A 22,777-nucleotide genomic window follows, 5' to 3' on the forward strand; every position below is an offset into this window, starting at 1 on the left:
GGCTCTCATAGAGGCTAACCTTTGGGGAGAGAGACAAAAACCACGTAGTTAGATGCCTAGTTCATCTAACAAGTCTTGGCTTGTATTATCTTGTTTTGTCGCTATTTTTTCTGTTTCTTTATCTTTTATTGCTCGTTCAATAATCGCATCAGGGGATTCATCGGCTTGCACTTCAAACTCTTCCATTTGGATGAATTCGGTTTTATCCATCGCAAACTCTAAATAAAAGATATTGTTGTTTGCCGTTGAGAACGTGACGCGTCTTGCTTGTGGGCGTTCTAAGTTAGTATCAACCGATAGCACGACCTGTTTGTTTATCGCTAGCATCTTAGGTTGATTTTGCGTGATATTGGTTTGCAGTTCTTTTCTCACTTTGTTAGTGAAATCACCAACCAGTTGATTCATTAGCTCACCAAGTACGTCGCCGACTTCGTCCGCGTTATGGTGAATGGCGAGCTCTTCTTCAGGCATACCCATGCTGCGCATGTAGTTTGAATAGACTTCTAGAGCGGCTTGAGAAGTGAAGTTGATGACAACAAGGCCAGAAAAACCACCGTCAAATAACACAAAACAACCAAAATCGGGTTTGAGTGTGGTTTTAGTGATTTTTTGCACCATGGCAGAATATGTGACACTAGATTGCGTTGCTGATGTAAGTACGTGTGATACGGATTGGCATAGCTTAAGAAGGATGTCTTCCGTGGTGATAACCTTAGTTTTTTTCATGAGATACCGCTTTATTGAATGTCTGCTTCCTTGATAGTGCCGAGTTTGGCATGAAGGAAACATCTTGAAAAGATATAAACGATGCACAATTGCGATGAGATTGCGATTTGATCACACTTTTAATTGTTGTAAAGTGAAGAGATAAGTAAAATTAGTACGCACCTACAAAAAAACTCAAGAAATCACGGTTTAAGCCTGTGATTAATGAGCGCTAATGGTTAGATGCATCATCACTTTTTAATACTCCCTTGCTGAGTGGATCAGCATGTTTAGGGGCAGGAAGCAAAATGTTACCAAGACTCAGTTCTCAATCTGATATTAATCCTACAGTGATCGCTTTTCTTGATCAGCTTAATCAACAAGGTTTCTCTGGCGACATTGAAACGCAGTATTCAAGTCGCCTTGCGGTGGCAACGGATAATAGTGTCTATCAGGTACTCCCACAGGCCGTGGTTCATCCTAAGACAACTAACGATGTTCAAATCATTGCTCATCTCGCCAATACTGACCCATTTAAGTCGATTCAATTCTCCCCTCGCGGTGGAGGGACGGGAACAAATGGTCAGTCACTGACTTCTGGAATTGTGGTCGATTTATCTCGTCATATGAATCAGGTCTTGGAGGTTAATGAGGCTGAGGGCTGGGTTCGAGTTCAAACCGGAATGGTCAAAGATGCGCTTAATGACGCGGTTCGCCCATACGGCTATTTCTTCTCCCCGGATTTATCAACCAGTAACCGAGCTACTGTTGGCGGAATGATTAATACCGACGCGTCGGGGCAAGGGTCATTAAAATATGGTAAGACATCGGATCATGTATTGTCTCTACAGGCGGTATTGGCTGACGGTTCAGTACTAGAAAGTGATGGTTCTCTCGGGTTTTCTGAAGATGATAACTTCGTCTCGACAGCATTAACGGTGTCTGAACAAGTGTGCCGTGAGCATCGACCACTTATTGATGAGAAATTTCCTGCGCTTAATCGTTTCTTGACGGGTTATGACCTTAAAAACGCGTTTGATCCGAAAAGTGATTCGTTTGATATCACCAGAATACTGTGTGGCGCGGAAGGCTCGCTCGCGTTTATTACCGAAGCTAAGCTGAACCTGACCCCTATTCCTAAAGCACGAACCTTGATCAATGTTAAATACAACACGTTTGAAGCGGCATTAAGAAATGCACCGTTTATGGTTCAAGCCAATGCATTGTCGGTAGAAACCATTGATTCAAAAGTTCTCAATTTAGCTAAGCAAGATATTATTTGGCATACGGTGAGCGACTTAATTACCGATGTGCTGGGTAAAGAGATGCTCGGCATCAATATGGTTGAGTACGCAGGCGCAGATGAGCAAGACGTTCGCCTTAGTGTCGAGCAGTTAACCGCGCAACTTGATGACATGCTGAAAACGGAGAAGGGTGGCATTATTGGCTACCAAGTCACGAGTGATGTCGCCAGTCTTGGTCGAATTTATAACATGCGTAAAAAAGCCGTTGGTTTGCTTGGCGCGGTAAAAGGCAGCGCTAAGCCGATTGCCTTTGCGGAAGATACCTGTGTGCCACCAGAAAACTTAGCGGATTTTATTGATGAGTTTCGCGCTTTACTCGATGGGCATGGATTGCATTATGGCATGTTTGGCCATGTTGATGCGGGTGTGTTACATGTTCGCCCTGCACTGGATATGTGTGACCCGGAACAAGAAGCGTTGATGCATCAAGTGTCGGACGAAGTCGTGAAGCTGGTGGCAAAGTATGGCGGCTTAATGTGGGGAGAGCATGGCAAAGGATTTCGCTCAGAATATGGCCCTGCATTTTTCGGCGAGACGCTTTTTAATGAGTTGCGTCGCATCAAGTCAGCATTTGATCCGCACAATAAGATGAACCCAGGCAAGATATGTACACCGCTTGATAGCCAAGACGAATTGGTTAAGGTTTCAGATGTTAAACGAGGCACGTACGATCGCCAAATTCCGATAGAAGTTCGTGATAGTTTCTCTCAGGCCATGGAGTGTAACGGTAATGGCCTGTGTTTTAACTATGATACGGCATCGCCTATGTGCCCATCTATGAAGGTGACAGCGGATAGACGTCACTCTCCGAAGGGGCGAGCGGGCATGGTTCGGGAGTGGCTTCGACAGCTGTCTGAACAGGGTTTCGACGTGATTGAGTTAGAAAATCAGACCCAATACACGAGCAGCGCAAAAGGCTTGATCGAAAAGTGGCGTAATACACTGAATAAACGTCATGAATATGATTTTTCGCATGAAGTGTACGATGCGATGAACGGATGCTTAGCTTGCAAAGCTTGTGCTAGTCAGTGCCCAATTAAAGTCGATGTACCTAGCTTTAGAGCTCGTTTTTTGAACTTGTACTACACTCGCTATCAGCGTCCTGCGAAAGATTATTTAGTGGCAAACATTGAGACATTGCTGCCTTATATGGCAAAAATGCCCAAGACGATAAACTTCGCGCTCAAGCAACCGTGGGTTCAATCTTTAACGGCTAAAACTGTTGGCTATGTTGACGCACCTTTGTTGTCTGTACCAACTCTAGAGCAGCGAATGAAGGCGCAGCTAATAGAAGCGTTTGATTTAGAGAAATTGTCAAAACTGACGGATGCTCAGCGAGCGGAATATGTCTTAATTGTTCAAGATCCATTTACCAGTTTCTACGATGCTGCGGTAGTAGAAGATTTTGTTAAGCTTGCGTTCGTACTCGGCAAAACACCCGTTATATTGCCGTTTAAACCAAATGGCAAAGCGGCGCATATCAAAGGATTTTTAAAGCAGTTTGCACAAGGCGCTCAATCCACCGCGGACTTCTTACAGCAAGTCGCACAGCTCAATATTCCGTTGGTTGGTGTCGACCCAGCGCTTGTTCTTTGTTACCGCGATGAATACGTTGAGATCCTCGAAGAAAAACGCGGTGAGTTTGATGTCCTGACTGTGCATGAGTGGTTATTGCCGTTGATGAATACACTCAGCTCATCGCCTTCTAGTGATAAAGAACCCTGGTATCTATTTGCGCACTGTACAGAAAAACTAAGATGCCAAATGCAGAGAAGGAGTGGGGCTCTATTTTTAAGCACTTTGGCGGCGTATTGCATACGGTACCAGTAGGTTGCTGCGGTATGGCGGGCACGTTTGGGCATGAGTCAGATAAGCTACAGATGTCGAAAGATATTTATGGGCTCAGTTGGAAGCCGCAGATGGCGGCGTTACCGAAAGAACGCTGTTTAGTGACAGGGTATTCCTTGCCGTAGCCAAGTGAAGCGCTTTGAAGATCAGCCAGTTCAGCATCCTCTACAAGCGATATTGCGTTTGATTAACGTTGTCTAGTTATTTACGTTTAATAGCCTAATTGCTGTGTTATTGGCCAGTTTACAAGCCATAAACTGGTCTTGCTGTTCAAGTATTGGGCTTGTTGAGCGATCTTACCGCAGTGGCAATAGCGGTTTCGTTAAAGGGGTAAGCAATGCTAAAAGAGTTAGAGCTTAAAGTACCGCTTGGTGGTGGTTTTCGTTATTTTTGCTGTAGCAATGTACGGCATTCATGCGGTTGATAGCACTTGGCTGTTTCTCTATGTTCCTTTGAAAGTGGTTTGGATCGGACTGCTTGTCCTAGTCAGTGGTTACTTTGGTGTGTCGGGCGTAAGAGAGTTTCATCGTTTAAGTACTACCGTTGATCCTACTCGGCCACACAAAGCCAGTAAAGTTGTGGATTCTGGCGTGTTCGCGGTGACAAGAAACCCCATGTATGTTGCACTGTATTGTTTATTATTGGCTTGGGGCGTTTATTTAGAAGATGTGCTGGGTCTCCTCGTCAGTTTATTGTTTATTGTTTATATGACTCGATTTCAGATTAAACCGGAAGAGAGAATTTTAGAGGAAAAGTTTGGAACAGGATACAGAGATTATAAAGCTAAGGTTAGGCGCTGGATTTAAGTGGCTTTTCTTGCTTATAGCCTGTGGACTAAGGCGAGCGCCAGCATCAGCTGGCGCTTATATATCGTTTAGACTAGTGGCCCATTTTGTTCGATAAAATCTGCTTTTCGTTGATTAAAACGTTCAACTAAATCCGCGACGGCGTCATCACAGTAAGGCTTTAACCCTGTGGCGACCATTCGTTTCATTCCTTTACCAACTACTTCACCATCTTCAGTAAAAGAAAAGTTAAGCGTAACTAAACCACGCTTGCCTTCGACATCAAATGTCGCGCCTGTGAATTCAACTTCAGGATGTTTAAGGTCGATGCGAGAAAATTCAACTTCCATACTTTCATAGATAACCAGAGGACGCTGGCAGTTGATCATCATTTGCTGCTCTTGCATTAAGGGCACCATGATGTGTGGGAAGTTCATACCAGAAAATTGCACATAGTTCGTGACCACGTGTTCAATGAAAGCCTGATCATGACTGATTGCGCCTTCGCGAGTCATATGTAGGTATTCTTTATCGTTACTGTCAACAAGTGAGCTTTCGGTATCGCACTTTTTACTAACACTCAGCGGTGTTCCATTGGCGACCATACCAGAAAAATCAAAGCGCATTTTCTGGCTAATGCCTTCTTTTTGCAGTAATACCGCAAATAATAAATCGCCAGGTACGCAGAAGCGTTTTGCGTCTTCGTCATGAATAGGGTTGAAGTCACCTAGCGACTATTTTTGCAAAGTGGCTGGCTTGCTGGCGAGTGAACTCAAAATGGTCGTTGGTGGTTGATACGTAAGGTGTTAGAAACATAATACTCTTCGATTAAACGCAATTGAGCGAATTATATATGAGTAATTGGATTGAATGGTCTATCCAGTGAAAATTTTGACCTATGTACTCAACAATCTACAGGGTTGTAAATCAGAGATATAGGGAGACTGGTGGTAAATAGGTCTATTGACCTCTGCTTCTAGAACCAATACTGGATGACCAACCGTAATCATATTAAGTGACGTGATAGATTAAGATTAAGGGGGAGAGAGAGTGCGCAAACAGGCAGGTTGTTGCCTGTTTGCGAAAAAGTGCCAGCGGTAGGTCGGTGACCAAAATGAAGGTTTAAAGGTTATTGAGCCATACTTGTTTTCATTACTGATGATTTAGACGACAGCGTTAATAGCACGATACAGGCTAAAGCAACCACAATGCCGAACAAAGAGAGGGTAAATACCGAAGCATAACCAAATTGGTCAATCGACATACCCGCTAGCATAGCGCCAACACCGAACCCACCTGCCATACAAAGCATGAGCAACCCCTGCGTTAGCGCTGGTGACGCTGGGCTTAATCGGCCAGCAATGGCAGGGATAATCATATCGTTCCAAGACATTGCTTGCATAAGTACTACGAGTAATACGATAGGGATAAGGCTATGTACGTCTTTCCCTGCGGTAAACCAAAATAGCGATCCAATAATCAAGTAGATAATTTGTGCGGTAAACCAGACATTAAAAGGGCCACTTTTTTGCATCCATCTGCCAGCCGACTCCAGCATGAAAATACTGATAAATGCAGAGGCTGCCATGCCGAGTGCGGAGTTGCCAATTTCAACATGGTAAACCTCCTTGATGAGAAGAGGGCCAAGTTCCATAAGGTTTGACGAGAGGAACATAGAGAAAAATACGGCCAAAAGGAACAGAACCCATGGTAGGAATTTCTTTGGCGCACCTTGGATGCTGTTTTCATTAGTATCGGTTTCAGAGGTGATTTCTGACACGTTGACACTAGGTGGCGGCGAAATGGATACGACAACCAGCACGCAGACAACAAGTGCAAGCAGTATGAGTAGCTGGTTATCACTAGATACGCCGAGGTACTCTGCTACGGCGACGAGAACACCGGTGGCGATAATGCCAAAGAATTGGCATTGAAATAGGCTAGTTAAACCACGACCTTCTTGTTCTTGGTTTTGGCTAGACGCAAGAACGAAGGTTGGGTTGAGTACCAACAGGCTGACACTGCCGATTCCGATGAGAATACCAACCGTCCAATAAATGGGCATGGTCGTTTCTGCAAAATAGAGGATAAGCAGCGCGATAATATGAATGAACAGCGCCATTCTTTGCATGATTCGGTGACAAGCGTATTTATCAGCCACTGCGCCAATCAATGGTGCGAGCAGCCCTGCGCCACCAATTAGAGCCATGACTTGCCCCAATAATGCTCCGCTCGAGGTTCTTTCTATAATGATAGGGTTGAGCAGAATGGCGATGCCAACCCATTGGACGATTCCAAGCGATGCTTGGGCAAAATGCCATAATCGAAAACCGTTCATGAGCAGAGATTCCTCTATTAATAATTTACTCATGAATTGTCGATGATCTGCTGTCAGTTACAAGTAAATTACCTACTGTTACCTTCTCAATCTGAGTAGCGATATTGGTTGATATTATCTAGAGATATAGTCAAAGGCGTTGCTATATCGATAAAGAGATAAAGCCGAAGGGGGAGGCTTATGACAAGTGTGGTTGAGCGGTGTGATTTTGTAACATCTGACGTATTAAAATTCAAGCCTGAGTTGAATCAGTTGAGATTTCATCTAGGGTTTAGTGAGAGCGTGTGCTTTTTAGTGAATATCTAGTGTAGTGAGTATGTAATTTAGCGAACGTTAGGTGGTTGTAGGATCAGATGTAATAGATAGCTTGAATAAGTTTGATTTTTAACAGACAGCGTTTGCGTCGCAACAATGATTAGACATGAGCGCTGCTCATTGGTAAACCTGCCAGTCTCTGAGTCATATGTCATTGGCACGGAAGTAGGACCTAAAATGGCGTTTTCTTCATTGGGTCTGCGTTGTCCACATATCGAAAAGGTAAAAATAATGAAATCACTCGTATCAATGACCGTGCTATCAAGCTTGGCTTTATTCGGTTGTGCAAAGTCTGAGGTAGCGAAAGATGAAGGAAAACTGAATATGGCAAACCCCGCTGCTGTGTTTTGTGAACAGCATGGTAGCTATGACCTAGCAACAGAAGAATGCCTGTTGAGTTCAGGAAAGTCAGTTGATGCATGGACGTATTACCGAGAGCAGCACAGCGATAGCAATGATAAATCCCAAGCCCAGCGTTACTGCGAAGCGACGGAGGGTGTATATGAGGCGACAAGTCAGCAATGTACATTGGCAAACGGGGATGTGATGGATGCAATGCAATACTTCCGAGATCATCAGGCATCGAATAACTAGCCTTGTTTAAGCGATATTATTTAAGCGATTGCGTTCTACTTAGGCAATTAACATAAGGAAGTACCTAGTGGTTCGACGTTCGTTTTCAGGCAAGTGGGTTATTGTCGCTTTATTCGTGATTGTGCTTAGCGGGTGTAGCCACCGGATCATTGAGGCTAATCCTCAAATGTACCAGAGCTCCGGCGCTTTAGCACCGTATCAACAAAAGACGTTTAATCAATATGCAGCGCAAACTCGTGATTGGCTAGATGAGTACCGTGTTTTTCATGGCGCGGGCTACGAACGGGAAATGGATGCGGTGAGTCCATATAAATTAGAACCAGAAGTGCCTAATGGTGAAGGTGTGCTGTTAGTGCATGGATTAGGGGACTCCCTTACTCTTTTATTGATATAGCGCCTTATCTTGCTGAAAAGGGCTACTTGGTTCATGTGATGTTATTGCCGGGGCATGGTTCTAGACCCGCGGACTTAATGAACCCGATGTATGAAGATTGGACAAAGGCGGTGGCTCACCAGGTAGTACTGCTACGTCAAGATGTGGATGCAGTTTGGTTAGGAGGGTTTTCGACCTAGCACTAATTTGGTGACCAGTTTCGCCAGCACTGATGGAGATATTAAAGGCTTAATTTTGTTTTCGCTTAACATTCATACCTAAAGATCCGTTTGCTGGGCTAGCAGGTTTCGCCAGCCATTTTGTCGATTGGGTCAGCATTGAAAAAGAACAGAATTATTCTCGCTACGATTCGCTAGCAATGGATGGTGCTGCACTTTACTATCAAAGTGCGGTTGATGTACAAGAGCAGCTAGAGAGCAATGCGCTAAACGTTCCTGCGATCTTAATGATTGCTGAAAGTGATGAGCTTATCGATGCTAAAGGCGTATATGATTTGTTCAAAGCACGTTTTAGCTCCCCTGAATCTGAACTTATTTGGTTTGGTGATAGGGATTATAGTGATCCAAGATTTGTTAAATTTCCTATGAAGTTACCGGAGTTTTATATACAAAGTGGCTCTCATATCTCTGTGCTATACCGCCCAGATAACCCACTTTATGGTAGGACTGGTTTGATGCGCCAGTGTGGAGATAGTCAAGAGGGGGAAATCTATAAGGTAGATTGCCCTAAAATGCCGACGTTAACGCACGCTGCGTGGGAACTTTTTGATGATGACACCATTAGTGCTAGATTAAGTTGGAATCCTTACTTTGAACCAACAATGAAGCGAGTGGTTGAATTTATGGAAAGAAATAAATAAAAAATTGTTTAATCCACTAATATTATTTTTAATGATGACGTAGTTTACTAGTACGCTCTATTGATCTTCATCATACTAAATATCCTGCTTTCGAGGTGAAAAAGAGTTAATTACTTTTTTTGTTAACGATATCTCATATTGTAATCTGTGATAATGACAAATCCCTATGATCTATAGATAATTGTCTCAGTAGTTTGAAATAGACGTTTCAAATAGGTACAACAATGGAAGACTTCAACATGACAAATAGTTGGATTACACTAGATTACAAAATCGCTTTTTTCTTTCCTTCGAGATAACTCTATCGAACGCACGCTCCAGTGCGCCCTGATTTTATATAACAGATGTAAGTTAAGTATATTTAATAGATTGCTTTATTTATGCTGTGTTTAATCAAAAACTAGAATTTAAAAATTAAATCGTATCTGGATCTTATTTCTAGATAGGGTTGTCTTTATTAATTATTTACCGACCTACTTAATGACACTCGGTAATAATAAATACTATTAGGATAATATCATGGAAAACTTTAAACATCTGCCAGAACCATTCCGTATTCGCGTTGTTGAGCCAGTAAAACGTACTACACGTGAATATCGTGATGAAGCGATTGTAAAAGCGGGAATGAACCCATTTTTATTAGACAGTGAAGATGTCTTTATTGATCTACTGACCGATAGTGGTACAGGTTCAATTACCCAAGAGATGCAAGCAGCAATGCTGCGTGGCGATGAGGCTTATAGTGGTAGCCGTAGTTACTATGCGCTAGCCAATGCCGTTAAAGATATTTTTGGCTATGAACTGACGATTCCAACTCACCAAGGACGTGGTGCAGAGCAGATTTATATTCCAGTGCTTATTAAAAAGCGTGAGAAAGAGAAGGGTTTGGATCGTACTAAAATGGTTGCGTTGTCGAACTATTTCTTTGATACGACTCAAGGTCACACTCAAGTGAACTGTTGTGTTGCGAAAAACGTTTACACCAAAGATGCGTTTGATACGGCAGTAAATGCAGACTTTAAAGGTAATTTTGACTTAGAAAAACTGGAAGAAGCGATCATTGAAGCTGGCGCAGCCAACGTTCCATATATCGTGAGTACGATTACGTGCAACTCTGCTGGTGGTCAACCTGTATCGATTGCGAACCTAAAAGCAGTGTATGAAATTGCTCAAAAATACGACATCCCTGTCATTATGGACTCCGCTCGTTACGCTGAAAACGCTTATTTCATTCAGCAACGTGAAGAGGGTTACCAAGACTGGACAATCGAAGAAATCACGCGCGAAACGTACAAGTATGCAGATGCGCTTGCAATGTCTGCGAAGAAAGATGCAATGGTACAAATGGGTGGACTATTGTGCTTCAAAGACGATTCTTTGATGGATGCCTACACTGAATGTCGTACTCTTTGTGTGGTACAAGAAGGGTTCCCAACATACGGTGGCCTTGAAGGTGGTGCAATGGAGCGCTTAGCTGTCGGCCTATATGACGGTATGCGTCAAGAGTGGTTAGCGTACCGTATTAACCAAGTTCAATATTTGGTGAACGGCCTAGAAGCTATCGGAGTTGTGTGTCAACAGGCTGGTGGTCACGCGGCATTCGTAGACGCGGGTAAACTGCTGCCACATATCCCAGCGGATCAGTTCCCAGCACATGCATTGGCTTGTGAGTTGTACAAGGTTGCTTGGCATCCGTGCGGTTGAAATTGGCTCTCTATTGCTAGGTCGTGATCCTGCTACACGGCAAACAACATGCGTGTCCTGCGGAGCTACTTCGCTTGACCATCCCTCGTGCAACTTACACTCAAACGCACATGGATTATGTTATTGAAGCGTTCGAAAAAGTGAAAGAAAATGCCCATAAAGTAAAAGGTTTAGACTTCACTTACGAGCCAGAAGTATTACGTCACTTCACCGCTCGTCTAAAAGAAGTTGAAAAAGTGACTACAAGCACTACTGAATCAGCATTAGCAGAAGCTTAATAGTAATTAGAGCGTGGCAAATAAATGCTACGCTCTTTTTTTGTCTGAATAATTATAAAGCTGAAACTAATCATAACGAGAAATTCTACGAGAATATATTATGAATAAGAGTCCATCTTTAATAGGTGGTGCCTGTATTATTGCCAGCGTATGTGTGGGTGCTGGAATGCTAGGGCTACCGAGTGCAGGAGCAGGGGCGTGGACAGTTTGGTCCCTATTGGCAATAACCGTAACCATGATAGTAATGACAATTTCCGGTTGGATGTTGTTAGAAGCATTTAAAAACTACGATCTTAAAGTTTCTTTTGATACAGTAACAAAAGATTTATTAGGTTCAAAAATAAATCTATTTAATAATATAACCGTATACTTTGTTGGTGGTATTCTTTTATACGCTTATATTACCTCTTCTGGTCTTATATTAAAAGATGTCCTAGGAGTAAATGACAAACTCGCTTCCATTTTCTTTGTGCTTATTTTTTCCACCTTTGTTTGGCATTCCACTCGAGCTGTCGACCGTATATCAGTTGTATTGATAGCTTTTATGGTACTAAGTTTTATTTTCGGTGTGTCGGGTTTAGCGGTCAATGTTGATATGAGTGTGCTGCTAGATACGATCAGTGCCGAAAATAACTACGCACCGTATGCGATGGCGATGCTACCTGTTGCGTTAACCTCGTTTGGTTATCATCACTCGGTATCGTCAATGCGTGCTTACTACGGATGTGAATCTCAGGCGAAAAAAGCAATATTAGGGGGCACGGTAATCGCGTCTATCCTTTATTTTGTTTGGCTAATTAGCATTTTTGGCAACTTACCCCGTGCAAATTTTGGCCCAGTAATCGAGCAAGGTGGAAATGTTGATGCGCTATTAACAGCACTTGGTTCAGTGATTGAATCCGATAGAGTGGCGAATGCGATTAATACGTTCTCAATGGCGGCTATCTTATCCTCATTCATTGGCGTAGGGCTGGGTTTGTTTGATTTCCTTGCTGATTTTTTTAAGTTTGAGGACACCCGTCAAGGGCGTGCTAAAACGTGGTTAGCAACGTTCTTACCGCCACTTATATTTTCACTACTTTTTCCTTTTGGTTTCGTCATTGCGATTGGTTATGCAGGGGCTGCGGCAACGGTGTGGGCATGTATTATTCCTGCGATGTTAGCAAAGAAAACGAGAGACGGTGAAAAGGGGTCCGAGGGTTTTCGAGCACCTGGTGGCACAGTAATGATCTATTTAGTCATTGGATTTGGCGTGCTTACTGCGGTTTTCCATTTCTTATCTATGCTAGGAATGTTGCCAATGTTCACTGGCTAATAGACCAGAGCATGGTATTTAGTTAGATACTCGATCATCAACATCAATGAGTTAACTCAGAGATTGGTTTCATCACTCTGAGTAAAACAAAGAATTCAAAAAGGAATATCTATGACCGCGATTTCTACCACCAAAGCCCCTTTGGCTATTGGGCCTTACGTTCAAGGTGTAACATTTGGGAATATGGTAATAACATCAGGGCAGTTGCCTATTAATCCAGAAACAAAAGTGATGGATGACGATGTGGCTGAGCAAACGATACAGTCGTTAACGAATGCGGTTGCGATTGTTCGCGAAGCTGGTTTAGAGCCTCGCCATATTGTAAAGACGACGGTGTTTGTAAAGGATTTGAACGAGTTTTCCAAAATCAATGCTGCTTATGAGGCATTTTTTGAGGCTCATAGTGCGCCATTTCCTGCACGTTCATGTGTTGAAGTTGCGCGTCTGCCTATGGATGCCAAAGTCGAAATTGAAGTGATAGCGGTGTTGCAGTAACTGAAGAGTAGAATAGAGACGTTTAGTTCGTCAGGGGGCGCCTTCAAAAGGCGCCTCATCTCAAGCTGTGTGCTTGTTTCCCCATCGGTATTTCAAGTGATGAACTGGGACTTCATTGTTGCGTGATGATTTATTTACTTCGCCATGTTTTACTTACCCAACCTCCTGCGTTTTCATCAAAATAATTGCCAGTAAATTCTTGTTTGAATTCAACGATATTATCGCGTTCTGGGTTCTGATCTAACAAGGAATTGATGTATCGTGCCATTGGGTCATCACACTGTTCCCGTACTTTCTTCTCCGCGACTTCTTTTATGATTTGCATACGGTACGACTTACTCATTTTTTTCATGTTTTACCTCCTTTGCTGCGAGCGATTTACAAACCATAGGAGGGAATTAGAGGTCGGTCAAATAATGAGCAATGTTTTATTGAGAATTTAGTTCAATAGTGTTAGAGCAGCATATAACGCTGCAATAGAAATGACAAAGTTACATCCAGTATGTTACTGCCCATAAGATGCAATACGAATTACTATTGTTTGCAGTTTTCAACAAGTTTCCTTGTTTTGATCGGAGATACACCATGTCAAACTTTAAAAAATGGCCAGCCATAGACCCAGAGAAAGTCGCTAAATATAAATACATCTGGGAAAATGTCTCCGCCGCTGACAATTTAGATCCAAAAATCGCTGCTTATCTAGCTCGTGTTAAAGAGCAGGGTGGCGGTAAAGGTATTGAACAGCTGAGCTTTATCAATAAAGATTACTTAGGCTTTTATCAAGCGCCGTTTTCACAAGATCTGGATAATGCTGACGTTGTTATTTATGGCATGGGTATTGAAAAATGCTCACCAACGGGGTCATCTCACAAGTTTGCACCACAGCGCCTACGTCACCTAAGTAAAATGGGTATGGGTACTGTTGGTGATAACGGTGAGCTGCCATTCGAATGGTGTCGTGTTATCGATTACGGAAACTGGGATAGCTTGGGTCAATTTGAGCTTAAAGCAGAAGTTGAGCAGTTGACTGAGCTTCTTCATCACATGGTTGTTGAAAAAGATTGTACACCGCTTGTTTTCGGTGGTGATCACACGATCCCATATCCAACGATGCGCGCTTTGGGTGAAAAATACGGTCCATTACGTGTTATTCACTTTGATGGCCACTATGACCTATCAACAAGAGCGGATTTTGATTACCCGTACACATCTGGTCACTGGTTGGCTAAATTGTACTCTGAAGGCTTAGCCGATCCAGAGCGTACAGTTCAAATTGGTATGCGTGGCCGCCAAACGGCACTCGTTAAAGGCAACCATATTGCATTTGGTACGACTGGCTTTACTTCGAATGAAGTGTATGACCTTGGTGTTGACGCTATGGTAGAAAGCATCATCGACCGTTGTGGTGATGGTGGTCCGGTTTATTTAACATTTGACTTGGATGCATTAGATACCGCGTTCTGTCGTGCTAACTCAAGCCCAGATCCATTTGGTCTAAGTCACCTACAAGTTTACGAAATCCTGCGTAAAGTGAAGGCTTCAGGTAAAGTTCGTCTTGTTGGTGCTGATATTGCTGAATATACACCAGACACGGATCCAACAGATAAAGATGGCATCATCGCAGCTGGTTTCGGTTGGGAATTGTTCTGCTGGTTGGCGGAGACCAAGCGTGAAGAAAATGGCGAAGATCGCCATACAGAATGGCCATTGGCATTCGGTTCTGTGACGCTATAAGCTAGGATGCGATAAACAGGCATTATAAGTTCATGATGTTATGAGCTTAGTTAGCTAAATGAGAAAAGGTTCGACAGTGTCGGGCCTTTTTTGATCCTGACTGTCTTAAATAGGGCGTTGGCTAATTTGGGGCAGTTGATAGCGACACAGGACGTGACATTGCCGATTTTATACGTGTAAAACAAAGTAAATTCATGAGACAAAAGCAAAGTCTGTGGTAAAATTAATGATAACAATAATCATTAATAAGCGTGTTCTATGAAAAAGCCTTCACCTAAATTGCTTACCTTGATTCATTCCGAGTCTTTGACACCAAACATGCGTCGTCTCACGTTACAATCTGAAGCATTAAAGACATTCGAACCTAACAGTAACGGAAGTTATATTAAGTTCCTGTTTAATCAAAATGGCGGGACTGAACTCAACGATCTGAGTGAGGAGAGTCGACCAAAAATGCGCACCTACACGATACGTGGGTTGGATATTGAACACGGCAAGATTGAGGTGGACTTTGTCACCCATATTACCGAAGACAAATTGTGTGGATTCGGCAGTCGCTGGGCGATGGATGCGAAAATTGGCGATCAAATTAGCATCGTCGGTCCGGGTGCGATTCAAAATGTAAATACTGATAAAGATTGGTTTTTCTTCAATGCCGATATGACAGCGTTACCAGCACTATCGGTGAAGTTGGCAGAGCTACCTGCAGAAGCCAAAGGCTATGCCATCATTCAACTGATGGATGCGGCAGACCAGCAAGTGATCAAGGCACCGCAAGGCATAGACGTTATTTGGACAACCGAACCCGTATCCAAGATCGCTATGTCACAGCCGTGGCTAAGCGGTGAACCGTACGTATGGTGCGCGTGTGAGTTTGATGAAATGAAGAGGCTGAGACAGTTTTTCCGTAATGATAAAGCCATTCCTAAAGACGATATTTACATTAGTAGCTATTGGAAAAAAGGGGTGGCAGAGGATGGACATAAAGTGATTAAGAAACAAGATCACGATGAATTTGAAGGTTAGACACTTTAGTCAATCTGATGGTTGTTGCACTCGTATTGGTGAGTTTGATTAATTATATAAAATAAGCTCACCAAATTTCCCAACAAATCAGCTAGACCTACGTTTAACCCCGCAATAAATGCTACCGACATCACGTTATCCCCCGCTAATATTCGGCTTTATTTTTCCTAGCAGATTAAGTATCTGCTTGTTACACTCCCGCACAGAAAAATAACAACATAATCACATCCCAAACACGCGTCTTGCCTTCTGTACCCTACATACAAAAGAGGGGCGCAAATAACTGATAGAGGTCCCCCAGGTACTATGAGTAATAGCACTATCTCGCAATCGGAAATTCATCAAAATCAATGGCAATTAAATCAAACACTTGTTGAGTCAATTTTACCTATTCTAGGTCGACTCTATCGAGAAAAAGGCGTGGAAATCCTGTTGTTTGGTAAGACGCTTGTTAATGCCACCACGATTGATATTATTAAAACCCACCGTGTCTCTCGTCACTATGCTCCTCAATCTGTCAATGTTGCTCAAACCGCACCGCTAATAGAAAAACTCATCGAGCTTGATTTGTCGCCATGTTGTATCGACATCGGTCAACTCGCCCAACAATACTGGGCGTCTCACGATGACCATAAAAACATCGCTGACTTTTTGATGACTTCATTGGCAGAAAGCATCAGTAGCAACGGCATCAAAGAAACTCGAGATGTTGTGCTTTATGGGTTTGGCCGTATTGGGCGCCTTTTGACGAGAATCCTAGTTGAGAAAAGTGGTCCAGGTTATCCACTTCGTTTGCGTGCCATTGTTGTGCGTGGCGGAAAAGAGGGTGATCTACAAAAGCGTGCGAGTTTATTACGCCGAGATTCAGTTCACGGTCAGTTTAACGGCAGTATCGTTGTTGACGAAGAGAACAAGGCGCTGATCGTCAATGGTAATTACATTCAGGTTATTTACGCGAATTCGCCTACCGATGTCAATTACACGCATTATGGCATCGATAATGCCCTCGTTGTTGATAATACGGGTGTGTGGCGTGACGCTGAAGGTCTAAACCAACATGTTGCCTGTCAAGGTGCAGAACGTGTGCTACTAACGGCACCAGGAAAAGGCGAAATTAAAAACGTCGTATTTGGTGTGAATCATGATGCGATTCAAGACAGCGATACGATTGTGTCGGCAGCAAGTTGTACGACGAATGCCATTACGCCAACGCTTAAGGCTGTTAATGACAAATACGGTATCGTGTCAGGGCATATTGAAACGGTTCACTCGTATACAAACGATCAAAATCTCATCGATAATTACCATAGTGGTGATCGTCGAGGTCGCTCTGCATCGTTAAATATGGTTCTTACGTCAACTGGCGCGGCAAAAGCGGTATCTAAAGCGCTTCCAGAGCTAGAAGGTAAGTTGAGTGGTAACGCGATCCGTGTACCGACGCCAAATGTATCAATGGCAGTTGCGAACTTAAACCTTGAGACGACAGTGTCTAAAGACGAGTTGAATGCCTACCTTCGAGAGATCTCCTTGACGTCGTCACTTGCCGCGCAAATTGACTACACGGATTCCACCGAAATTGTCTCTACTGATTTGGTTGGAGCGCGTCATCCAGGCATCATCGATGGTCAAGCCACGATTGCTCAAGACAACCGCTGTGTGCTTTACATTTGGTATGACAATGAATTTGGCTATAGCTGCCAAGTTGTCCATTGTATGGAACAGATGATGGGCGTGAAGTTTAAGACATACCCAGCACTGGCTTAACGATAACGTGATACTGAAACCGCCACTGTTTTCTAAAAACAGTGGCGGTTTTTTATGTGACACCTAGTTTTTATATGCCGTCTAATAGAGTGACAAATCAGTTAGCGTATTGATCCGTTAACGCACTTTTTAGTTAATGCACTTTGCCGCTAAGATCGTTAAAGGTGTGCCAATCTCATCAAACTTTAAGCTCCAGACATAGCGCCCTTCGTCAAGGATCGTCACTGCGGTATCTTTACCGTAGCCCCCAAACTTTAGTGTGTTCTCTTGACCAAGCTTTACGCTTAGTCCTTCCGCTGTGAATTGAGGTTTCCAATCTTTTGTGGCGTATTGCATACGATAGCTGCCGGGTTTTTCGTTCGCCACGACTTGATAGACGCCGTTGCCTTTATATTCAAAAGCTCGTGACGACGTATGTTTCCAGTTTGAATCGCTAAAGTCACCTACAACGTAGAGTGATTCATCGATGGGACCTGCCTCTGGCAATGTTGGGTTATCACAAGCGCTCATGAATGTATCGCCCGTGCTGGTAGCAGAGGCGGCAATCAGCCCTATTGGAGCGGCATCAGTTGGCTGATCAATGCGAAGAAAACGTCCTTCAAATGGCGACAGCGCGATCGTGTAGAATCCTGAAGACAGCGCGATTTTTTCGTCCGATTGTAAGTCAGTCAATGTAGAGGAGGAGGCGATAGTGTCACTGGATATGGATATTTTCTGGTCGCTGTCTGAAACATTGAGGAGGTAAAGAATCGACTCACCTTGGTATTGTTTGACATCAGCATAACTGACCTGGTCTGCTAAAACATTGGTGCGCGAGCCTTTAGATAGCGCTGGATGCTGTGCTCTCAGCACCATTAATTCACTAACGTATGCCTTAAGATTAGCTTGTTGAGAATTCAGCGTGGTATTGATGCCTTCTATGCGACCACTTGTCCGAGCCACGTGGTCATCGCACTTTCCAATAATGGCACAGTCATTTTCAATGCGATTCGAGAAGCCTGCCAATTCATCCCCAATTTCGTCTCCGTAATAGAGTGTGATTGGTCCCGTATAGGCCGCTTGGAATGAGATGGCCGCTTTATAGCGCTGCCAGTAACCATCATCGACAGGTTCGGCCAGATTACCTCGTTGAATAAGGTCGCCAAAACGGACTAGGTCATGGTTTCCTAACATAAGGTTTGGTTTGGCATGGTCTGGATACAGGGCATGAAGGTTCATACCTTCTGCTATCCATTCACCTGTTTTGCCGCCTACGCCAGATTCATTCACGGCTAAGGTTTCTACAAGTCGATAGCGCACAGGAAAATCAAAGGCCGAACAAAGCGCTGGTGACTCGTTAGAGCCGTAGCCCGTTTCAATGATTTTGTTCTCACCTACCCAAATTTCCGCCACCATGTAACCTAAAGGATTAACCTGATTACCCGCTTGGTTGGCATACGTGACAGATTGAGAGGCTTCATCGACCGTTTTACGAATTTCCTGCCAGGCTTGCGTCGGGACTTGATACGCTTGGTCGAGACGCCATCCGTCAATTTTAAGCTCCTTAATCCAATATTCGGCGACTTCTTTGTAAAAGGGAGACTCTCTGGATAGCGGACGGGGTTATCACTACCAGCAGGTGTTAAGCCGCTAGGTGACGGTACGATCGTTGCTTTTATGATGCCCAAATACGCCATCGAAAAAGACATACATTCCGCGCGCATGAGCTTCATCGACCAATTTTTTGGCATCCTCTAGAGTGCCAAAGCGCGGGTCAATTTCAAAATAGTTAGTCGCAAAGTAGCCAGTGGCATCCAGTCTATCCGCCCAATGATCTTGTCCAGCGATAGGCTCAGAATTGAAAATAGGCGTTAGCCATAGGCCGTTCATACCGAGTGACTGAATGTAGTCGAGTGAATCGATAATACCTTGTATATCACCCATGTGATGGCTGGTTCCATAGCCAGTACCATGACCAATACTATTGTCACCATTAACGAAGCTTTCGACCATGACTTGATAGATTCTAAGATCATTAGCGGCTGAAATGTTGGAGTTGTCACAGCTATAAAGTGGTGTTTTCGCCTGTTCTGATGGTGAGTTTGATTCGGAAGCACAGCCAAAGATTAAAGCGCTGGTAATGGAAAGGCAAAGTGCGGTTTTTATCGGTTTCACGTGATGTCCTTTTCTAATTATGGGTAGGGCACCGTGAATTATCGCTGCGATTATGGAGAGAAAAATCCTCCATTTAGAGACCAAATAGGGAGGAGATAGAAGGCTGAGAGAGGACCATCACGCTCGGTCCTAAATTGTGGGATTTTAGCGTGATGAGCCTCTAGGTTTGTACACTTTATGTATGAGAATGAGGACTACTTTCCGATGGCGACACCTTCTCGCCTTGGGTCTGCGGCGCCTTCTAATCCATTTTCTGAGATGCGAATGGTGTGTAACCCTGAATTAAGGTCTCTCGCTTTAACGGAATAGCCCATGCTTTCAAATTGCTGAGAAAATTCGGAAAGTGCTGTGTTGGCTTCTATATCCATCTCCCCAAAGCGATTGATCATTTTAGGTTGATTGATCGCTTGCTGAATATCCATTCCCCAGTCGACATGCGCGATAATACTTTGTGCGACATAGCCAATAATGCGGCTGCCGCCAGGAGAGCCAATGGCCATGTAGGGTTTATCATCTTTCATGACGATGGTAGGGGCCATAGAAGAGCGTGGTCTTTTACCAGGTTCAAGACGATTGGCAACAGGTTCGCCGTTTTTCTCAGCCACAAAAGAGAAGTCGGTCAGCTCATTGTTAAGAATAAAGCCAGATGCCATAACCCGCGAACCAAACACATTTTCCACCGATGATGTCATTGACACCACATTACCTTCAGAATCGATAACATTAAAATGCGTGGTGGAGGGTAGCTCGAGAGATTGGTCTTTCGACAGACTAGCTAAGTTCGCCACAGGAGTACCATGTGGGGCAGATGTTAGGGCTTTTTTAGGCTTAATGAGCGCGCTTCTGGTTGCTATATAGTCTGTATTTAATAACTCAGTTGTTGGCACATCAAAGAAGTCGCTATCGGCCATGTACATCCCTCGGTCAGCGAACGCCAGACGAGAAGCGTCGGCGAGAATCTGCCAGCTGATTGGGTTATTTGCGCCGAGGGTGGCAAGATTAAAAGGCTCAATTGTCATCAGTATTTGACCAATGGTCAGCGCGCCGCTGCTTGGTGGTCCCATCCCGCAAACATCGTATTGCTTGTAGGGTGCGCAGACAGGCGTACGTTGCACCACTGAATATTGAGTGAGGTCCTCTCGACTTAACAGACCAGGATTGCCTTTTGCATTGTGGACAGCATCGACGATCGATTGTGCGACCGGGCCATCATAGAATCCATCAGCACCTTTACTCGCGATTAATGACAGAGTAAGGGCGTAATCTGGGTTCTTAAGCACAGTGCCTTGCGTCTTCGCTTTGCCGTCGCCTTGCAACAAATAGTGACGTGTCTCAGGGTGGCGAGACAAGAAAGCTTTATCTTTTTCTATCAAAGCAGCCAGTCTGGCGCTGATTGGGAAACCTTGGGTCGCAAGGGCGATGCTGGGTTCAATCAATGATGCCCAGTCCAGCTTCCCGTACTTTTGGTGAGTATCCCACAGTAATTTAACGGTACCTGGCGTGCCTACGGATCGCCCGCCAACAACGGCATCGTAGAACTTCATTGGTTGACCGTTATCATCAATAAAAAGATCGCCCGTGGCGTTGAGTGGCGCTGTTTCCCGACCATCATAAGTCGTTAGATTGTTGTCTTTTGCATCCCAATAGACTAAAAAAGAGCCGCCGCCAATACCACTAGATTGAGGTTCCACAAGACCGAGCGTCAACTGAATAGCCACCATGGCATCAATGGCATTGCCGCCTCTGGCGAGAACGTCGGCAACCTGCTTACGGCTCGCGGTGGGGTTAGCAGCTGTCACCATCCAATCTTTTGCGGTGACAATAGATTTCGTTTCAAGTGCAGTGGTGGTTTCTGGTGCAAACGCATCAGTGGCTTGCTGTGAAGAATAAGCGTTACTACTCACTGCAAATAAAAGTAATGGCAGCATGTGTTTAACAGGCACACACAAAAACATGTTAATTCCTTATCTCGTCATTTTGGTTTGATACAGGTAAGTCTCGGTGACAAGTGGTCAGTTAGCAACGAAAGCGATGTGCGAAGACGGGTTTTAGTGGCAGGGCTATCGAAATTTGGCGGATAATTTGAACTGTAACGTCATAACGTGACAAAACGAAGCAGTCAGGCGCTATTGGCAACCAAAATAGTACCTGACTGCTGAGTGGTATCAGCGCAGAATTATTGTGCTAAATCAGCAATAAATTCTTGTGGCTCTAATGCGGTACGCTTGAGCTGGCTTTTTATCCAGCTATTGAATAAACCAAAATCAGAATGGATTGGCCAAAATAACGACGCGACCACTTTTTTGCCGTAGAAATTGGGGTGGTCACTGATGATACGCAGACCTTTACTACGATTATATTGGTCGAGAATATACTCAGGCAACAGCGCAATGCCTTTTTGCGCGGCACATAGGTCAACTATGGTATTGAGATCATCTAACCGCCATAAGTTATTGGAGGCGACATGGGAGAGGTTTAATAGCTCATCTACGCCATCCATTAGCAAGATTCGAGGGGGATTGGCTTCATCGTCAAGTTGTACTTTTTCATGACTGACCCACCAGCAGTTTGCCTGAAATAATTCTTCGATATTAAAGTCATTATTGGTTTTATGGTAAGGGTTCCCTAATGCAAGATCGATTTTTCCTTCACTCAGGTAATTACCAAGAATAAAGCTTGGTTTTGTGACCACGTGTAAGTCTACATTTGGAAATGCATCGGAAAATTCAAGTAAGGTTTGTTTTACGTTATTGTTGAAGACTAGGGGGTCAATACCCACACGATAGACGATCTGCTCAGAGATGTTCATTTGTTGTGCTGTGGTAATGAGCTCTTTATATTTTCCTATAACAGGAGTAGACAAGTGGAATAGTCGTCTCCCTTTATGAGTAAGAGATATCTTAGCGTTTTTTCGACAAAACAAATCAAAGCCTAAGTCTGACTCTAAGTTTTGAATTGCAGTGCTAACAGTCGATTGAGATTTGCCCAGTTTTCTAGCGGCAGAGCTAAAAGAACCCTCGTTGACCACCGCTACAAACGAAACAATATTTTCGAACTGTAGTTTCATGAATAGACCCCGGCGCGTGACATAATAAGCGTTACTAATATTTTTATATATAATTATCGCTAAAACGATACCGATTCATCGGCAAGTTTACAACAAGC

At 43.8% G+C, this 22,777-nt stretch carries 16 protein-coding genes and 4 pseudogenes; 13 read left to right on the forward strand and 7 right to left on the reverse strand.

Annotated features, from left to right (window positions below):
* Positions 1–48: 48 nt before the first annotated feature.
* Entirely contained in the window at positions 49–726 is a 678-nt protein-coding gene (locus tag AC0L66_RS07970) for a DUF3334 family protein (protein WP_473569034.1), read from the reverse strand.
* Positions 727–1,013: 287 nt separating this feature from the next.
* Here AC0L66_RS07970 and ydiJ point away from each other — a divergent pair.
* Together ydiJ and AC0L66_RS07980 are read left to right on the forward strand one after the other, a co-directional pair.
* A pseudogene (gene ydiJ, locus AC0L66_RS07975) lies at positions 1,014–4,058 on the forward strand (D-2-hydroxyglutarate dehydrogenase YdiJ).
* Between the two features lie 170 nt (positions 4,059–4,228).
* A complete protein-coding gene (locus tag AC0L66_RS07980; protein ID WP_473569036.1) occupies positions 4,229–4,663 on the forward strand; it encodes a methyltransferase family protein in 435 nt (144 codons plus the stop codon).
* Positions 4,664–4,731: 68 nt separating this feature from the next.
* Here the strand turns inward: AC0L66_RS07980 and AC0L66_RS07985 are convergent.
* Positions 4,732–5,458, reverse strand: a pseudogene (locus tag AC0L66_RS07985) (DUF3581 domain-containing protein).
* Between the two features lie 313 nt (positions 5,459–5,771).
* Positions 5,772–6,980, reverse strand: a complete 1,209-nt coding sequence (locus tag AC0L66_RS07990) for an MFS transporter (protein ID WP_473569037.1) — start codon at positions 6,978–6,980, stop codon at positions 5,772–5,774.
* 546 nt (positions 6,981–7,526) lie between these two features.
* Here AC0L66_RS07990 and AC0L66_RS07995 point away from each other — a divergent pair.
* From AC0L66_RS07995 to AC0L66_RS08030, 8 genes and pseudogenes are all read left to right on the forward strand, one after another.
* The gene (locus AC0L66_RS07995) at positions 7,527–7,889 is read left to right on the forward strand and encodes a putative hemolysin (protein WP_473569039.1); all 363 of its coding nucleotides are present in this window, start codon (positions 7,527–7,529) and stop codon (positions 7,887–7,889) included.
* 67 nt (positions 7,890–7,956) lie between these two features.
* Positions 7,957–8,283, forward strand: coding sequence for a hypothetical protein (locus tag AC0L66_RS08000; protein ID WP_473569041.1), 327 nt, complete (start codon positions 7,957–7,959; stop codon positions 8,281–8,283).
* A gap of 38 nt (positions 8,284–8,321) precedes the next feature.
* The gene (locus AC0L66_RS08005; protein ID WP_473569043.1) at positions 8,322–8,462 is read left to right on the forward strand and encodes a hypothetical protein; all 141 of its coding nucleotides are present in this window, start codon (positions 8,322–8,324) and stop codon (positions 8,460–8,462) included.
* Positions 8,463–8,641: 179 nt separating this feature from the next.
* Complete coding sequence (locus AC0L66_RS08010; RefSeq protein WP_473569044.1) at positions 8,642–9,142, forward strand: hypothetical protein; 501 nt, start codon at positions 8,642–8,644, stop codon at positions 9,140–9,142.
* A gap of 224 nt (positions 9,143–9,366) precedes the next feature.
* Positions 9,367–9,441 (forward strand): tryptophanase leader peptide, encoded by a 75-nt coding sequence (gene tnaC / locus AC0L66_RS08015; RefSeq protein ID WP_390902880.1) that lies wholly within the window; start codon positions 9,367–9,369, stop codon positions 9,439–9,441.
* A 220-nt stretch (positions 9,442–9,661) separates the two neighbouring features.
* Positions 9,662–11,124 (forward strand): annotated as a pseudogene (gene tnaA, locus AC0L66_RS08020) (tryptophanase).
* A gap of 100 nt (positions 11,125–11,224) precedes the next feature.
* A complete protein-coding gene (locus tag AC0L66_RS08025) occupies positions 11,225–12,439 on the forward strand; it encodes an aromatic amino acid transporter (RefSeq protein WP_265673141.1) in 1,215 nt (404 codons plus the stop codon).
* A 111-nt stretch (positions 12,440–12,550) separates the two neighbouring features.
* A complete protein-coding gene (locus AC0L66_RS08030; RefSeq protein WP_279348186.1) occupies positions 12,551–12,934 on the forward strand; it encodes a Rid family detoxifying hydrolase in 384 nt (127 codons plus the stop codon).
* 130 nt (positions 12,935–13,064) lie between these two features.
* On the opposite strand, the gene AC0L66_RS08035 is transcribed toward AC0L66_RS08030, so the two are convergent.
* Positions 13,065–13,286: a hypothetical protein gene (locus AC0L66_RS08035; protein ID WP_265673139.1), complete on the reverse strand. Its 222-nt coding sequence runs from the start codon at positions 13,284–13,286 to the stop codon at positions 13,065–13,067.
* A 233-nt stretch (positions 13,287–13,519) separates the two neighbouring features.
* Between AC0L66_RS08035 and AC0L66_RS08040 the strand changes: the two genes are divergently transcribed.
* From AC0L66_RS08040 to AC0L66_RS08050, 3 genes are all read left to right on the forward strand, one after another.
* The gene (locus tag AC0L66_RS08040; RefSeq protein WP_428750991.1) at positions 13,520–14,668 is read left to right on the forward strand and encodes an arginase family protein; all 1,149 of its coding nucleotides are present in this window, start codon (positions 13,520–13,522) and stop codon (positions 14,666–14,668) included.
* 258 nt (positions 14,669–14,926) lie between these two features.
* The gene (locus AC0L66_RS08045; RefSeq protein WP_265673137.1) at positions 14,927–15,694 is read left to right on the forward strand and encodes a siderophore-interacting protein; all 768 of its coding nucleotides are present in this window, start codon (positions 14,927–14,929) and stop codon (positions 15,692–15,694) included.
* A gap of 306 nt (positions 15,695–16,000) precedes the next feature.
* Positions 16,001–17,458, forward strand: coding sequence for a glyceraldehyde-3-phosphate dehydrogenase (locus tag AC0L66_RS08050; protein WP_265673136.1), 1,458 nt, complete (start codon positions 16,001–16,003; stop codon positions 17,456–17,458).
* A gap of 129 nt (positions 17,459–17,587) precedes the next feature.
* Here the strand turns inward: AC0L66_RS08050 and AC0L66_RS08055 are convergent.
* The 3 genes and pseudogenes from AC0L66_RS08055 to AC0L66_RS08065 form a co-directional block, all read right to left on the reverse strand.
* Positions 17,588–19,654, reverse strand: a pseudogene (locus AC0L66_RS08055) (alpha-amylase family glycosyl hydrolase).
* Positions 19,655–19,806: 152 nt separating this feature from the next.
* Positions 19,807–21,567 carry a gamma-glutamyltransferase gene (gene ggt / locus AC0L66_RS08060; RefSeq protein ID WP_473569047.1) on the reverse strand — a complete coding sequence of 587 codons (1,761 nt, stop codon included), beginning with the start codon at positions 21,565–21,567 and terminating at the stop codon, positions 19,807–19,809.
* Positions 21,568–21,788: 221 nt separating this feature from the next.
* On the reverse strand, positions 21,789–22,679 hold the full coding sequence (locus AC0L66_RS08065; protein WP_265673134.1) for a LysR family transcriptional regulator: 891 nt from the start codon (positions 22,677–22,679) through the stop codon (positions 21,789–21,791).
* Between the last annotated feature and the right edge of the window lie 98 nt (positions 22,680–22,777).

It is taken from the genome of Vibrio sp. GJ43-1, from assembly GCF_055808835.1.